The organism is Lysinibacillus fusiformis (assembly GCF_003049525.1).
GTDB classification, from domain to species: Bacteria; Bacillota; Bacilli; order Bacillales_A; family Planococcaceae; genus Lysinibacillus; species Lysinibacillus fusiformis.
The window spans coordinates 117,120-132,928 of sequence record NZ_PYWL01000008.1; the positions used below are offsets into that span (position 1 = coordinate 117,120).

Consider the following 15,809-nt stretch of genomic DNA (forward strand, 5'->3'; position numbering starts at 1 on the left):
GTTTCATTACAGCCATATTCATATATAACACGCTCCTTTTTCACATTATATTCTTTTTTAGTTCATTTTTCAAACTATTCAAATAATGGAAAATTACCCATTTAAAAAGACTACCTATTAGCAATGTGCTAAATAAATTTATGCATGGGCGATTGAGGTGATGAATCAAAAAAATTTTTACGAATGAATAGGCTGTTTTTGCAAATAATTTTAGAAAAGGCTCATTCATTTCTTTCGAAAGTAGATGAATGTATTTTAGGTACGATTTGAATGCGCAAACATACTATAGAAGTAAGCGATAATCGGTGTATGTATCATATAAAAGCTGTTATATGTAATGTAGGCATTTTCACAACAATTTATGCAGATGATTTGGCTGTCACTCCAGCTAACGATCAATTGACATGGTGAAAGAGCTGCAAGGTTAAAGACAGCCGGATAAAATCATGTAATTATTACAAAAAAAGATGGCAACGTTTAATCTGCTTCATTCAGGGTATAACTAAGTAATCGCCATTATATCTTAACTTTAAGGAGATGAGAAATATGATTAGTTTCATTTGGTATTTAATCATCGGAGGGATTCTTGGATGGTTAGCAGGCGTAATTTTAGGTAAGGATGTACCTGGTGGTATCATTGGAAATATTATTGCGGGGATTGTCGGTTCTTGGGTCGGTAGTATGGTTTTAGGGAACTGGGGCTGGAGAGTTAGTGATTTCTACGTATTCCCTGCGTTAATCGGTGCTATCGTGCTGATATTTATCGTAAGCCTTATTCTCAAAGGTATGCGTAAAGCAACTTAAATATGCGATGAAGAGCCATCCAATGTGATGGCTCTTTATTTTTCTTGATGTAAAAGAACTGCTGCTTTTAACTCATCGTGATAAGCGTTGTACAATTGATAGTAAGACAACACATCTTCCACATATTCCTCACTGTGATTATATTGAAAAACTGCCTTTTTAATTTCACCTTGTGCAGCACCATATTTCGACAAGTAATTAGCTGCACTAAAAACTGCATCCTCTATGTCATATGGATCAGCAACCCCATCGCCATTTGCATCAACTCCATATCCCCCGTATTTCGCAATGGTCTGCGGGCTCATTAGTTCAGTCTTGGATATATCGCCCTTCCCTAAACCTGAGCAAGTGGGATGCTTCCAGCCAACAAATGTGCAAGGCATAAATTGCATATGCCCCTCTGCACCTGCTGACGATACCATCGTTTTCACTGTCGAAAAACGAGTCTCAATGCGATGATGTGCAGCAAGTAAGGTCCAAGGTACGCCATACTTCTCCTCCGCCGCTATGTATACAGGAATAAATTTTTCAGGAATGCTTATATCAAAATGCTCCTGAATTTCTTCTATCGCCTTTTCCTGAGCAAGCTTTTCAAAAATCGGTAAGGTTTGAAGCTCCTTCCAAGCAAAAAAAGTAAGGACGTATACAGTTATTGCAATTGGAATCAATAATGCTATCATACCCAATTTTGTCGCGGGTGATAACATCGGTTTGTTATTCTTTTTTTTAGCCATAAGTCACACCTAATCTAGTAGTCTACTTCCATATTACCAAATTTTCCGAAATAAGTTGCGAAATTTTTTAAGTCATACAACCTAGCAGCATAGGACATCATTTCCACTACGAAAGCAGTTGAAAGACTTGGGAAAAATATAGTAAAATACAAATTGATTAATTTTATGGATCATAATAGGGAGGAATTTTATTTTGTGGAAAGACTTTAAAGAATTTGCGATGAAAGGCAATATTATCGATTTAGCAGTAGCAGTTGTCATTGGTGGTGCTTTCGGTAAAATTGTAACCTCCTTAGTTGAAAATATCATTATGCCATTAGTTGGTGTGTTAACAGGTGGTATTGATTTAACAGCAAGCTTTGTCTACGGCTCAGGTGACGCCCAAATCAAATTAGGCGTATTTTTACAATCAATTATTGATTTTTTAATTATTGCGTTTGCAATTTTTATGGCTTTACGAATTATGACGAAGCTTACCAATAAAAAGGAAGAAGCAGTCGTGGAAGAACCCACTCCTGAGCTGGATGCCAAGGAAGAGCTTCTAAAAGAAATCCGCGATTTATTAAAAAAGGAACAAGCCTAATATCTATCGCTACTTCGAATCTGTCTCATTTCAATGAGGCAGATTTTTTTTCATTAGCAGAAAAATACTTCCAATGGCTTTTCTTCAAATCCACACTGCTCCCTCAACGATTAATGAACTTACTTCCCAGGGAAGCCGCATTGTCAGACATAGAAATGATCCATCCCCCTTTATAACCTACTATTCCTACGTGATTAACATAAAATAATCTAGCTAATTTTCTGAAATCACCCTTGTTCTTCTTGAATATCCATGTTAAATTGGTAACAATTATTGAGATTACTACTATTAAATGAAAAGCGAATAGTCCCGCTTTACATAATATTGGAGAAAAGAGTGACGTCATGACATTAAACAGAAGCATTGAAACAAAACTTGTACAACTAGGTAATTTAAGTGACCCAACAACGGGAGCGGTTAGTCCACCTATTCATTTATCAACGGCTTATAAACATACTGGGATCGGGGAATCTACAGGCTTTGACTACACACGTACAAAAAATCCAACCCGTGCTCTTTTAGAAGCAGGCTTTGCTGATTTAGAGGGTGGCGATATGGGCTTTGCCTGTAGCTCTGGGATGGCTGCCATCCAATTAGTATTATCTATATTTAAACCAGGCGATGAATTAGTGGTGCCAGATGATTTATACGGCGGTACATATAGACTATTTAACTTCTTCCAAGAGACATATAATATTAAGCCTGTTTATTCAAAATTCGAATCAGTGGAGCAGGTAGAAGCATTAATAAATGAAAATACACGTGCATTATTCATCGAAACACCAACGAATCCGCTTATGCAGGAATTTGATTTACAAGTGTATGCTGAGCTTGCACATAAACACGGTGCTTTGTTAATTGTAGATAATACATTCTATACACCATACTTCCAACGTCCTATTGATTTGGGAGCAGACATTGTGCTTCACTCCGCAACAAAATATATTGGCGGACATAATGATGTCTTAGCTGGGATCGTAGTAGCTAAAGGCACAGAATTAGCTGAACGCATTGGCTTTATTCATAATGGTAGTGGCATGGTGCTTGGTGCTATGGATTCTTGGTTACTTATTCGTGGCTTAAAAACAATGCACCTTCGCTTAAAGCAACATGATGCCAATGCCAAAGCTATTGCTGCTTACTTAGAGGAAGAGGCACTAGTTACAGATGTCCTTTATACAGGAAAAGGTGGTATGCTGTCATTTCGTTTACAAAAACCAGAATGGATTGACCCATTCCTTCGTAACTTAAAGTTAATCACTTTTGCTGAAAGTCTTGGGGGTGTGGAAAGCTTTATTACATATCCAGCTACTCAAACACATGCAGATATGCCTTATGAAGAACGAGTTGAACGTGGCGTTTGTGATCGTTTACTACGCTTCTCAGTTGGTATTGAGGAAGCAGAAGATTTAATTGCAGACTTACAACAAGTATTTGATATCCTAAGAAAAGAGGCATAATGATGAAGCAACATATTGAAACTAGCCTCATTCATGCGGGTGTTCGTGATGGCTACTCAAATAAAAAAGGGGCAGTTAATGTTCCTATGTACCTTTCCTCTACTTTCCACCAAGAGAGTATAGATGAGTTTGGCGAATATGATTATGCGCGTTCCGGTAACCCTACGCGTGATGCTCTAGAAAAAGCGATAGCAGAGCTTGAAGGTGGAGTTCGTGCCCATGCCTTTTCTTCAGGGATTGCTGCGGTTTCAGCCGCCTTAATGCTGTTATCACAGGGCGACCATATCGTCATGACTGAAGATGTTTATGGTGGAACATATCGTTTTGTGACAAAGGTATTACCACGCTTTGGGATTTCCCACACTTTTGTAGATTTCACGGATTTAGCAGCCGTGGAAGCTGCAATAACGCCGGCTACAAAACTGCTTTATATGGAAACACCATCTAATCCAACGTTAGGCATTACCGATATTCGTGGTGTGGTAGAGCTGGCGAAACAACACCGATGTCTCACATTTTTGGATAATACATTTATGACGCCATTACATCAACGTCCGTTAGAACTAGGTGTTGATGTCGTTATTCATAGTGCGACGAAGTTTTTATCGGGGCATTCTGATATTATTGCAGGATTAACAGTCACAGCTGATGAAAAGCTAGGACAGGACTTATACTTTATCCAAAATTCATTTGGCAATATTTTGGGTGTACAGGATTCATTTACACTCTTGCAAAACATTAAAACGACAGATGTCCGTTTTAGCCGTTCTACACAATCTGCTCAAAAAATTGCTGAGTTTTTAGCAACTCATACACTGGTAGAACAAGTCTATTACCCTGGACTATCCTCACATCCAGGTCATGACATCCATCAGCGTCAAAGTACAAGCTCTGGAGCAGTTTTATCTTTCCGCTTACCAAGCTATGCTTCCGCAAAAGCATTAGTCGAGGCAATGAAAATCCCAGTTTTCGCTGTCTCACTTGGTGGTGTGGAATCCATTCTTTCCTATCCGGCAAAGATGAGCCATGCCGCTATGGAGCCTGAGGAACGTGCCAAACGTGGGATCACAGACGGACTTTTACGTTTTTCTGTAGGACTCGAGCATGTAGATGATTTAATAGACGATTTCGCACAGGCTTTAGAGGTCGCTGCAAAGGCTTAATCGAATAAACATTAAAACCGCGCCATTAATGACGCGGTTTTAATGTACGCTCAATTTTTCACCTTAGCCAATAGGCGATATAAATAATCGCCATGCCCCTTTGCTAACAAAGTATCCTGCTCAGCTGATATCCAGTAAAAAGAAAAAAGTAAATCTGCTTCATTCAACCCAGTAGGATAATGTTGCCAGGTTTCCATTGTTTCATCGGAGGTAGTTAAATGATAAAAATAACGTTTCTGTAAAACACCTGATGGATGGTTAAAGTAATCCTGTGCAATGAACCCTTGAACAACAAGTGTTGTTAGGCCTGTCTCCTCCAGCATCTCCCGCTTTACGGCCTCTAACGGTGTTTCCCCTTGTTCAATCGTACCTTTAGGAACTTGAATACCTGCCCCTACTGTATTTTGTTCAAATACGAGAACTTGAATTTGCTCCCCATGCTCTCTTGTAATATAGCCAAATGCTTTTTCAACTACTTCCATGAAGTCTTCCCCCTATCTAATTGTGCTTTACAATAAAGATAAAAATTGGAATTGCAGGTGAAAAGTGTTGACATCTATTATACGTCAGATGCAAGAAAATGACATTACTTTCGTACAAGAAATTACTATTCAAAGCCGGCTTCTAGTCACCTATTTTTGAGGGTCTTATTGGACTATTCTCATCAGAGCAGGAATTGGCATACATTTTTCAGTCTTATGCATTCTGCTATTTGCCCAGTACGCTACCACATGTTTTCTTTATGTAAGATTAATTTGTTCGGCCTGAATAACAAGCGCTGTTAATCCTGTTGTACTGCCAGATTCATGTGCTTGTCCTTGTTGCCAAAGAACGCCATCTCCTGTTTCAATATCGACTCTTTTTCCATCCTCACCACAAACCCAGCCTTCACCCTGAATAACAATCAATAATTGTGGTACAGGTGCTTCATGCATGCCTACCACACCATTTGGCTCAATATAGATAAAGCCTATATTCGTGGGAACTGCCGTTTTCATGATTTTTTGATAATACGCATTTATGGACTCATAAGAGTGAATTTGATTCGCTAAATCTTGAGAAAAATGAAATAGTTGCATTGAATTTAATTCCTTTCACGCTAAGCTAATTCTTCCTGGGCAAATGCTAATAATGTTCCATCCTCTTTTTTGTAATAAAAAACAAATGCATCATAGCCATTTCTTTTTACCGTCTCCCAATCTGTTGTTTCACCATTCATTAACTGTACATTTCCTTGTTCATCGACCTCATAGTCATCCACTTCTTCATCATAATCAATGTTATAAAAAAATGATAAGATAACCTCAGTGGCGGGCATATTATATAGCTGCAGAGGACGGTTGCCGCGTTGTTCTTCTGTATAGTCATCACAAAACAACGCATTATAACCGTGTAGAGTCGCATCAAAAAGCAAAATTTCCTCTGCTGTTAAAGGGTCCTTGGCAACGATTTTAGCAGTCGAACCTGAAATGAATGGTAAAACCTCCCCTTCTAAGGCTAATAAATCACCATAATACCAAATTTCAAATTGCGTATTATTTAAAGTAGAGCAAAGCTGTAATTGTGATTCGACCCCTTCTGGCTGTTGAATCCTTGTTGTGACATGCTGTAAATAAGTAGGAATAAGATTGTTCATAGTTGGCTTCACTCCCCTTTTTATTCAATTCCTTTTCAGTATTATCATACATTAAATTTTACACAAAAAGAAAAGCCCAGAAAATTTCTGGGCTTGATGACACTTACTTTTCTAGCATGATTAAAACTGACGGGCCTTTGCTTCGCTTCGCAAGAGACGGTTATGAAGAGTGATCTCCGTTTCCCCGTTTACTTGCGATTTTGATCGCTTAATCCTTGACCAGTTGCGGTGGATTTTTTGAGATTTGGGGTCTAATTGTTCGAACCTACTCATTTTTCATCCTCCTCATCATTATAGATTTCATAAGTGAAATCTTTTTTATTATGACCAGCTAGGATGGAATTATACAACGACGAAAATAACCGCTTACGTTTTCATATTATTTATTTTCTTGTAGCCAAGTTAACGCATATTGCACATATAATTCTGTTCCAATGCGCAAACCATCTTCGTCAATATCGAAATGGCCATTATGATGTGCCCAGCGTGTATCTTTTTCTGTATTTCCAGAACCTACTAATGCAAAACAGCCTGGCACTTCATCTAAATAAAAGCTGAAATCCTCGCCACCCATCGTTGGGTCGTCTAAATGATAAGCTTCAGTACCAAAATGCTCAATTGCTAAACGTTCAACTAAGTCGGCACTAGCTGTATCGTTGTTGACGGCTTGAGTACCGTATTCATAAATAACCTCAGCTGTTCCACCATAGAGTGTTGCAACTTGATCAGCATAATGGCGAATTTGTGCTTCCATATGCGTACGAACGTCTTGATCGAAGCAACGCACAGTTCCTTCCAAAATAGCGTCTTCGGCAATTACATTGAAACGGGTACCGACATCCATTTTACCAATGGTTAAGACAGCTGGTCGAAGTGGATTGACCGTACGCGATACAACCGTTTGAACATTCAACGCAAAGGTCGAAGCAATCATCACTGCATCGATAGCATCATGTGGCGCTGCAGCATGACCACCCTGACCTTTGAAAGTTACTTTAAAAATATCAGCAGAGGCAAACGCAGGTCCTTTATTGCACTGGATATTTCCTGTGTCTATTTGTGACCAAATATGAATACCGAATGCGTTATCTACACCTTCCATAGCGCCTTGCTCAACCATTGCTTTTGCCCCTGTAGCAACTTCTTCAGCAGGCTGGAAAATAAATCGAACTGTCCCTTCTATTTCGTCACGGACTGCATGTAAAGTTTTAGCGGCAATTAATAGCATGGCTGTATGGGCATCATGACCACATGCATGCATCTTTCCATTTGTTTTAGATCGATATGGAATATCCTCTCGAATTTCATAAACGGATAAGGCATCCATATCCGCTCGTAGGGCAACTGTTTTTCCTTCCTTGTTCCCTTTTAATTCAGCAATAATACCTGTGGGTTCTGTTCGTCTATAAGGAATACCTAGCTTATCTAAATAAGCTGCTACATAATTCGTTGTTTCATATTCCTCCCACGAAAGCTCAGGCTCACTATGTAATTTTTGACGAATTGCCACAAGCTCGCTGTTAAGATCAGCAATGATAGGTTTAATAGTAGTCATGATTACTCTCTCCTTTTTTATAACCAATTGACGAAAATACCCGCTAAAATAACCGATGTTATGGTTACACTAATGAAGCCTCCAACAAGCATAGGTGGCAGCATACGACTGAGCAGCATTTCACGCTCTTTTTCATCCGTCGTCGATGATTTCACCACTTCATTCGTTAAAATATAATCTGCGGGGAAACCATATAGCGCTGTTAAGGAAACTGCAAACGCTAAGTTCGGGCTAACTTTTAATATTTTCCCTGCGATGAACGAGAAAATATACATGCCGACTACAGCTAGGACAATCGAAACAACTAACGGTACAATAATGCGCATTAGCATTTCAGGGGTTGCCTGTTTTAAGCCGTCGAATATAAAGAGCATTAAGCCCATAATGGCAAAGCCAAAGCCATTTGCTTTTTGTAACGGTTGTTTTTCTAAAAAACCAATTGTTGAAGCGAGTACACCAAATACTAAGCACAGTACTAGTGCATTAACTGTCACAATTGGAGCTAATACGGTCGATGTACCGTAGGCCAATAAACCAACAAGCGCTAAACGGAAAAATTTAAAATATTCTGTATTGTAATTTGCAGGTATCTTCCTCAATAATTTAGGCTGTTCAGTAGCAGCGTTTTCTTCTTCCTGCACTTGTGAAATCGTATGTAGCTTACCTTGTTGGTGTTCTTTTAATAAACGTTTTGCTTCACGTTTTAATACAATTGAAGTAATCGGATAGCCTGCAAATCCTTGAATGACATAAATAACAATTGCAAAAACTGCTAAATCCTCTAAGCCAGCTGCCGAGGCACCTTCTGACATGACTAATGCAGCCACAACTCCTCCAACTAATGGTGGAACTGCCACAATCATTGTTTTCAAATCAAAAATCATGGCGCCAATAGTAAATAAAATAGCAATAATTCCTACAATACCGGCCAATGAAATGACAATTGCCTTCCACTGGTTTTTCAATTCCTTGAGTGACAGAAGTGTCCCCATATTGGTAATTAATAAATACATTAACATCGTGGCAACTACTGGACCGATCCCGGCAATACTAACAATATCTTTCGGGAAAAACGTCCAATAGCCAATTAAAAATAATACCGCACAGACGAACACAGATGGAATCCAAGCCTTTGTTCTTGTTGCGACAATATCTCCGATGTAAAGAATAGCAAGTACTATCGTCAGTGCTAACATTTGAGACATATTAAATAATTCTCCTTACCTATTAATTTTTTAATGTCCTCTATAATAATACTTATTATTCTAAAAATTCTATTTTTACAGAAAAGAAGAAAATTAGCCCTTTTTCGAGCATATTCGCGACATTAAATTTTTAATTTACTAAATATTCAGTTTTTTAAATATTGATAAAAAGTAGAACCATGCTTAATAGGCTCTACTTCATTTCATAAATTCTATGCTATTAATATATATAAAATAGTCATACAACATGCATAAATTATTGTCATTAGGACCAATCGCAGCATAGACCCTCCTCTAAAACAAGCCACCGAGGAGGGTTTATGTTTATGCTAAAACAAGTTCAGGTTATGTTGGTCACTGTTTCTTCTCTAATAAAACGTTGACAACTTTCTCTAGCTGAAGATCTAAAGAATATGGATCCTCCATGACGAATTCATCATCGAATTCACCATACATATAGACATTGCCATTTTTCACAGCAGGGGCTCCTTGCCAAATAGGGCTATTCAATATCTCCTCCGCATCTTCTTGCGAATTCACATAGACAAATACATGATCACCTAAATACTCGGGCAGCACCTCTAACGAAATATTTTCAAAGCCTTCTTTCATATTTAATGCTTGTTCTGTAGGAGGTAATTTCAACATCTGATAAATGGTATTACTACCATAATTCCCACCCTCAGCAGCTAACACAAACAAACCTGTAGGGCTTAATTGCACAATTGACACCGTTTCGCCTTCCTTAATGATACCTTCTATTTGTTCTCGAGCATCTTCTACCTTGCGTTCATATCCTTTTATCCATTCCTCCGCTTCTTGCTCTTTACCAAATACTTCAGCAATTCTTCTGAATTTTTCCAAAGGCCCTGCCGTTGAAAGTTCTTCCCAATACGGGATAAAAACTGTCGTTCCTATTTTTTCGTATTGTTCAATATTTTTTTCAATTGATCCAATAATTAAATCTGGCTCTAACATAATGAGTTTTTCCGGGTTCATTGGAAAATTACCTAAATTCTCAATTTTATCGAGTGTTTCTTGCGGAATACCAGATTTTTCTATCCACCCTTCCGTTAACATTCCTTCACGAACCCCGATTGGAATAATGCCTAGCTTTAATAGTTGTCCCATATATTGATCAGCCGCTACACGCTGTGGCTGTGCTGGAATTTCAACATCACCTCTTGGCGTAGAAACAATTCTTGTTTTCCCTTCCTGCATCACTTCTTGTCCACTATTCGCCTTTGTTTCTTGATTGGCAGCTGGTGTGGCTCCATTTGTAGTTGTTGCATTTGAGCATGCAGCTAATAATAATGATAGACACATAAACAACGTCATGGCCGTTACCTTCATGTTTTTAAACTTCGACATTTCGCTTGCTCCCTTTCGTTGATAATGATTTTCAATTTCATCATCAATATACCATTCGATATGATTGGGGAGAATAGCATATCTTCTTCTCCAAAGTGGCAATTCTTCATCTTGGCTTTTTTGTTTCCACGCTCTTTTAAATTGAGCTGGAGAAATGCCCTTATGTCGTTTAAAGCTTCGACTTAATGAATAGCCATCTGGATAACCAACATGATCCGCAATGTCCTGCAATGTCGCATCTGTTTGTACTAGCAATTTTGCTGCTTTATTTATACGTATTACACCCAAATAATGAATCGGGCTAGTATGCATTTTTTCTTTAAATAACTTAGATAAATAACCTACACTACAAGATAATTCCTGAGCCAGCTTTTCAAGTGTCAATGACCTCTGATAATGTTCCTCTATATAACGAACTGCTTCTGTAACTATATCTGGCTTTATAGGGTGAATTCCCTGGGCATGCATTTGTCGTAGTAATTCATAAATATATTGATAAAACAATGCTTTTATATGTAAACGTTTCAGCTCTTTTTCATTGGGTTGTAGCCAAACCGTATTCATTTGCTCCACTTTATCAAGCAGAGTAAGTGGATTAGCTGGTGCGAAAGCATACTGGTATTGAAACGGATTGTCGTTTTCCAACAAAGCTACAATTTCTTGTCGATTTGGTAACGGTAGAGTGGTTTTATAGAAAATAAGAAAATAATCAAATTCCTTCTCTGCTACAATCTGTATACAGACCCCTTTGCCTGCATGAAAGGCATGAAAGGATTGTACCAAATGCCTATTTTTATCGACCCATATTTGAGCATCGCCTCTTTTTGTATACAGAAAGGCATTCATAGGCAATGGATAAGGGCCGAATGCTTCTCCTTGTTCCATCATTGTAAAACGTATATCCATGATTTTAATGTACGCGTGATTCCACAAAAGTATATGGTCGTTTAATTTCATTTAGCTCAAGCACTCCTTCTAGTTTAACCATTGACATGGCTCTAGTTTAACAGAATTCTTGATAAATGATAATGATTCTCACACAAAAAGGACTTGTCATTGTTGCGATCAAGTCCTTCTTTGTATTGTTTATTTTTTGAATCGATTGCCTGTGTTCATATAGATCATTAAAAAAATCGTAAGCACTACAAAAAGAACAAGACCGACAATAAATAACCACTGTGTGTGAAATAGTTCATTTAGCACCCATAAAAGTACACAAAAACAGTAGCCATACATCATCTTCCCCATAAATTTTGCAAGTGCTATTTCGTCATACGTATCTTTTTCGTCTTGTGACATTGTGTTAAAGCCAGCAATTAAAAAAGTTCCTTTCCCCTGTGATAATACAAGGGCAAAGATGAGAAATGGAAGCATGATGATTAAATATACAAAAACACCCACAGTGACTCAGCCTACTTTCCATAAATAAATTGTTGAATCGCTGGTAGTAAATCCTCATGTAGTGGAAGTGTTGGGTCTGCATACGTTGCTAAATTTGCGGCATAGTCTTCTGGTGCCTTTTTCAACACATGGTTCATCCCTTCCATATAAAGAAGCGTTGCATCAGGGTTACCTTTCTTCAATGCCTCTGCATCGACTTCCTTCACTTGTAAATCAGTCGTTCCTTGCACAAGTAGTACAGGACTCTTTACTTTTCCAAGCTCTGTGGCTGGATTATACTTTAACACGGAAATAAGGAAGGGCTGTACAGAAGGACGGAAGACTGCTTGTAATTCGGGCGAAATATTTTCCACTTGCTTTCCTTGCTTTAGAGCTGTCAAAATGTCCTTTGATTCTTTGAATAAATTTGGCGCTAGCTGACTTTTTAATTGCTCCACTAATACTTCATCCATTGGACGTCCAGCACCTGCAATCGAAACAAAGGATGCTACTCCTGTTTTTTGAGCCGCTAATAAACCAATTAATGAGCCTTCACTATGTCCAATGACATGAACACTTGTATAGGCTTTATTAGCCTGCAATGATTGGATGATTTGCACTGCATCTTCAACAAATTGGTCAAACGTCACATCTTCTTCTTTCGTCAAGAGTGCTTGATTATCCCCAATACCCCGTTTATCATAGCGTACAGTTGTGATTCCCTCCTGAGCCAAGCCTTCAGCCATCATTTTTAAACTATTATTTTTACCAGCTAAAACTGAATTACCATCCTTATCTGTCGGTCCAGAGCCAGCGATAATAACTGCGACGGGTGATGGGGATGTCGCATTGGCTTTTTGAAGAGCCACTATGAGGTCACCTTGCTGAACGGGAATCTTTACTGTTTCATAAGTTACTGGTTCCTCTTTATATGCTTGTAAGATAAGTGGGAAGGTCCCACCATTTTGTTGAAATGTAGCTTCTATTTGTTCATTTTTGAAAGTACCATTAATAGCAATTACTGAGCCGTTTAAATGAATGGAAACGCTTACCTGATCACCTGTATAGTTCACACTCTTCAACGGGAAATTAGATATGCCCTGTGCTGGCACGGATAGAGTACCACTATTTTTCTGTAAATCAACAATGATGGGTAGCTGTCCATTCGGTGTTTCAATATTGCCTTCCCATTTTCCAATAAACTGTTCGCTCATGGCACTTTCCCCTTTGGTCTCTTTATTTTCTACAATCTCTTCCTTTTGCCCACAGCCAGCTAAAAGTAAAAGCGTACAGCATAACACAAACAATTTTTTCAATTTAATCTCCCTCTCTATGTTTGGCAGTACTGCCCTACTGATTGTCATGTAACACCATTTTGCAAAATTGACTATCCCACCAATGCCTTATTGTTCTTAGCTTACAAGGATGGATCGTATGTATTGGAATAAAAAATGCCCTTTTCCAAAGGTGAAATGGTGGTGCCAAAAATGCCTACTATTTATTAGCATAATACCCCTACTTCCATTGTTTTAAAATTCACTGGAATAATTTCGCTCTTTAGAGCAATTGCACAGCTATTCCATTAATTGATAGGCTAATGGACATCAAATAGAATCTGTTCTATATAGAGTAGTACAGATTGTTTTCATTGTCAAATGTAGGTATTATTGTAGTTTCTCCACCTCCCCCATTAAAAAGCAGCATAAAAAAGGATCCAGAAAAATTCTGGATCCATGGACACTTATTGCTTCTATTTGATTTTTTACTGGAATGGTTTACGCTTCACCTTAATCTACAGTGAAACAGAACTCTGCTTCACCTTTAGGCTTAAGCTTTAAGAAGCTTCAACCATCCACAGCTGTGGCGGACTTTCCTGAGATTCTTGGTCTTTGGGTGTTTGACTATTACTCATTCTGCATCCTCCCCATCAGGTTAGATTAATAAGTGTTTCCGCTCTTATTATGAACCATTGCCCATTTGTTTATGCATGATGATAATCTTTTCTTTGGCGTACAATCATTTCTTATAAAAATCCCTCTACCATTTTTGTTCATCCAGTATGCAAGCCACGTTGAATATCTATGTTGGTCTTGTGGTGTTACACCATGTACAATTGCTGAGAAGCGACAATTATTAAGTCCTGATCCTGCATAGACACCACCATTCGAAAATTCAATAATCATTTTACGTAAACGATTCTATATCTACTAAAGCTTTGGATACGACCATCCTTGTAGCATCTTCTGCTGTAATCTATTGCTTAATTGTATCAAGTCTTTTAAAAAACGCTCAAGCATTTTGTCCTCTTACCACGTTTTCATACAAAAACCCCAATTCCGCGTCTCCAGAATTGGGGATTGTCCTTCACGTATGTAAGGTACTCTTTTTCACGTCACCCTCTGGCTTTGTTGAAAAAGGATAAGGTTTTCATAGCGCCTCACAGGACAGCTTTAATGAATATCTATGCAAAAGTCACGAGGACATGCACGCAAAATTAATGTTGGACAACTAGACAAGCTTGGGCTTTTTCAATTTGAATTTTGACTTGGTCAAAGCCAGTTCCCCCAAGGGAGTGACGGCGTCGGACAGCTGCTTCTGGCGCTAATACATCATAAATATCCGAATCAATTAGCTCGCTTTCACGCTTCATCTCATCCAATGGTAAATCTAATAAGTAAATGCCTTTTTGAATACATGTGAACACAAGTTTACCTGTCACCTCATGTGCCTCACGGAAAGGCATACCTTTTGTAGCAAGGTAATCAGCTAGCTCTGTTGCGTTCGAGAAGTCAGCATGAACAGCTTGCTGTAAACGTTCCTTATTGACAGTCATCGTACGAACCATACCTTCAAAGATTTTCAGAGAACCAAGAATCGTATGCACTGTATCAAACATGCCTTCTTTATCTTCTTGCATATCTTTGTTGTACGTTAATGGTGTTCCCTTTAAAACCGTTAACAAGCCCATTAGATTTCCATAAACACGCCCTGTTTTGCCTCGAATGAGCTCAGCCATATCAGGATTTTTCTTTTGTGGCATAATGGAAGAACCTGTTGAAAAGGCATCATCCAATTCGATAAATTTAAATTCATCTGTAGACCATAAAATAATTTCCTCAGCAAAGCGCGATAAATGAGCCATTAACAAGGATGCATTGCTTAAAAATTCTACAATAAAGTCACGGTCACTTACAGCATCCATCGAGTTGGCATAAACATCATTAAATCCTAGTAATTCTGCTGATTTTAAACGGTCTATTGGGAATGTTGTCCCTGCCATCGCTCCTGCCCCTAATGGCAAAATATCAATGCGTTTCATGGATTCTGTGAAGCGTTGCTTATCACGCTCTAGCATCCAAAAATAGGCCATTAAATGATGGGCAAAAGAAATTGGCTGAGCTCGTTGTAAATGTGTATAGCCCGGTGCAATCGTTTCAATATGCTCCTCGGCTTGGACTAATAAAGTTTGTTGGAATATAGCAATTAAATCAATCGTTTCCTGGACACGCTTTTTCAAAAAGAGATGCATATCCGTCGCAACTTGGTCATTACGGCTACGTCCTGTATGTAGTTTGCCACCAACAGGACCAATTAAATCAATGAGCATCTTTTCTAAATTTAAGTGTATATCTTCATTAGCAATGCTAAATTCAAGCTCACCTGCTATTGCCTTTTCTTTCAGTTGGGCAAGACCACTAAGTATGGCCTCTACATCAGCTGTTGGTAAAATCCCTGTTGCGCCAAGCATTGTGACATGTGCAACACTACCTTCAAGATCCTCTAGCACAAGTTGTTGATCAAAGCCAATGGATGCACCGAATTCATCTACCCATGCTTCTGCTGATTTTTGGAAACGTCCACCCCAAAGTTTTGTCATGTCAGCTCACCTTTTCCTTTATTACTTTTCAAAAGGTGTAG

General features: G+C 38.5%; 15 protein-coding genes. 4 read left to right on the top strand and 11 right to left on the bottom strand.

What is annotated here, in order from left to right:
• Positions 1–546: 546 nt before the first annotated feature.
• Positions 547–804, top strand: coding sequence for a GlsB/YeaQ/YmgE family stress response membrane protein (locus tag C9J29_RS17245; protein ID WP_107922510.1), 258 nt, complete (start codon positions 547–549; stop codon positions 802–804).
• Positions 805–839: 35 nt separating this feature from the next.
• On the opposite strand, the gene C9J29_RS17250 is transcribed toward C9J29_RS17245, so the two are convergent.
• The gene (locus C9J29_RS17250) at positions 840–1,538 is read right to left on the bottom strand and encodes a lytic transglycosylase domain-containing protein (RefSeq protein WP_008180475.1); all 699 of its coding nucleotides are present in this window, start codon (positions 1,536–1,538) and stop codon (positions 840–842) included.
• A 193-nt stretch (positions 1,539–1,731) separates the two neighbouring features.
• Between C9J29_RS17250 and mscL the strand changes: the two genes are divergently transcribed.
• From mscL to C9J29_RS17265, 3 genes are all read left to right on the top strand, one after another.
• A complete protein-coding gene (gene mscL / locus C9J29_RS17255; protein ID WP_008180473.1) occupies positions 1,732–2,121 on the top strand; it encodes a large conductance mechanosensitive channel protein MscL in 390 nt (129 codons plus the stop codon).
• Between the two features lie 344 nt (positions 2,122–2,465).
• Positions 2,466–3,581: a methionine biosynthesis PLP-dependent protein gene (locus C9J29_RS17260; RefSeq protein WP_107922511.1), complete on the top strand. Its 1,116-nt coding sequence runs from the start codon at positions 2,466–2,468 to the stop codon at positions 3,579–3,581.
• 2 nt (positions 3,582–3,583) lie between these two features.
• Complete coding sequence (locus C9J29_RS17265) at positions 3,584–4,744, top strand: aminotransferase class I/II-fold pyridoxal phosphate-dependent enzyme (RefSeq protein ID WP_089986325.1); 1,161 nt, start codon at positions 3,584–3,586, stop codon at positions 4,742–4,744.
• Between the two features lie 50 nt (positions 4,745–4,794).
• Here the strand turns inward: C9J29_RS17265 and C9J29_RS17270 are convergent, their stop codons facing one another.
• From C9J29_RS17270 to argH, 10 genes are all read right to left on the bottom strand, one after another.
• Positions 4,795–5,226: an NUDIX hydrolase gene (locus C9J29_RS17270; RefSeq protein ID WP_089986324.1), complete on the bottom strand. Its 432-nt coding sequence runs from the start codon at positions 5,224–5,226 to the stop codon at positions 4,795–4,797.
• A gap of 258 nt (positions 5,227–5,484) precedes the next feature.
• The gene (locus C9J29_RS17275) at positions 5,485–5,823 is read right to left on the bottom strand and encodes a cupin domain-containing protein (RefSeq protein ID WP_107922512.1); all 339 of its coding nucleotides are present in this window, start codon (positions 5,821–5,823) and stop codon (positions 5,485–5,487) included.
• A 20-nt stretch (positions 5,824–5,843) separates the two neighbouring features.
• On the bottom strand, positions 5,844–6,380 hold the full coding sequence (locus C9J29_RS17280; protein ID WP_089986322.1) for a hypothetical protein: 537 nt from the start codon (positions 6,378–6,380) through the stop codon (positions 5,844–5,846).
• 120 nt (positions 6,381–6,500) lie between these two features.
• On the bottom strand, positions 6,501–6,653 hold the full coding sequence (locus C9J29_RS17285; protein WP_004231380.1) for a YpzG family protein: 153 nt from the start codon (positions 6,651–6,653) through the stop codon (positions 6,501–6,503).
• A gap of 106 nt (positions 6,654–6,759) precedes the next feature.
• Positions 6,760–7,938, bottom strand: a complete 1,179-nt coding sequence (locus C9J29_RS17290; RefSeq protein WP_174804727.1) for an amidohydrolase — start codon at positions 7,936–7,938, stop codon at positions 6,760–6,762.
• A gap of 14 nt (positions 7,939–7,952) precedes the next feature.
• Complete coding sequence (locus tag C9J29_RS17295) at positions 7,953–9,140, bottom strand: hypothetical protein (protein ID WP_089986320.1); 1,188 nt, start codon at positions 9,138–9,140, stop codon at positions 7,953–7,955.
• A gap of 354 nt (positions 9,141–9,494) precedes the next feature.
• Entirely contained in the window at positions 9,495–11,468 is a 1,974-nt protein-coding gene (locus C9J29_RS17300) for an AraC family transcriptional regulator (RefSeq protein WP_164908725.1), read from the bottom strand.
• A 129-nt stretch (positions 11,469–11,597) separates the two neighbouring features.
• A complete protein-coding gene (locus C9J29_RS17305; protein WP_008178323.1) occupies positions 11,598–11,912 on the bottom strand; it encodes a DUF3784 domain-containing protein in 315 nt (104 codons plus the stop codon).
• 11 nt (positions 11,913–11,923) lie between these two features.
• Positions 11,924–13,207: an alpha/beta hydrolase gene (locus C9J29_RS17310; RefSeq protein WP_170110036.1), complete on the bottom strand. Its 1,284-nt coding sequence runs from the start codon at positions 13,205–13,207 to the stop codon at positions 11,924–11,926.
• A gap of 1,178 nt (positions 13,208–14,385) precedes the next feature.
• A complete protein-coding gene (gene argH / locus C9J29_RS17315) occupies positions 14,386–15,768 on the bottom strand; it encodes an argininosuccinate lyase (protein WP_008178319.1) in 1,383 nt (460 codons plus the stop codon).
• Between the last annotated feature and the right edge of the window lie 41 nt (positions 15,769–15,809).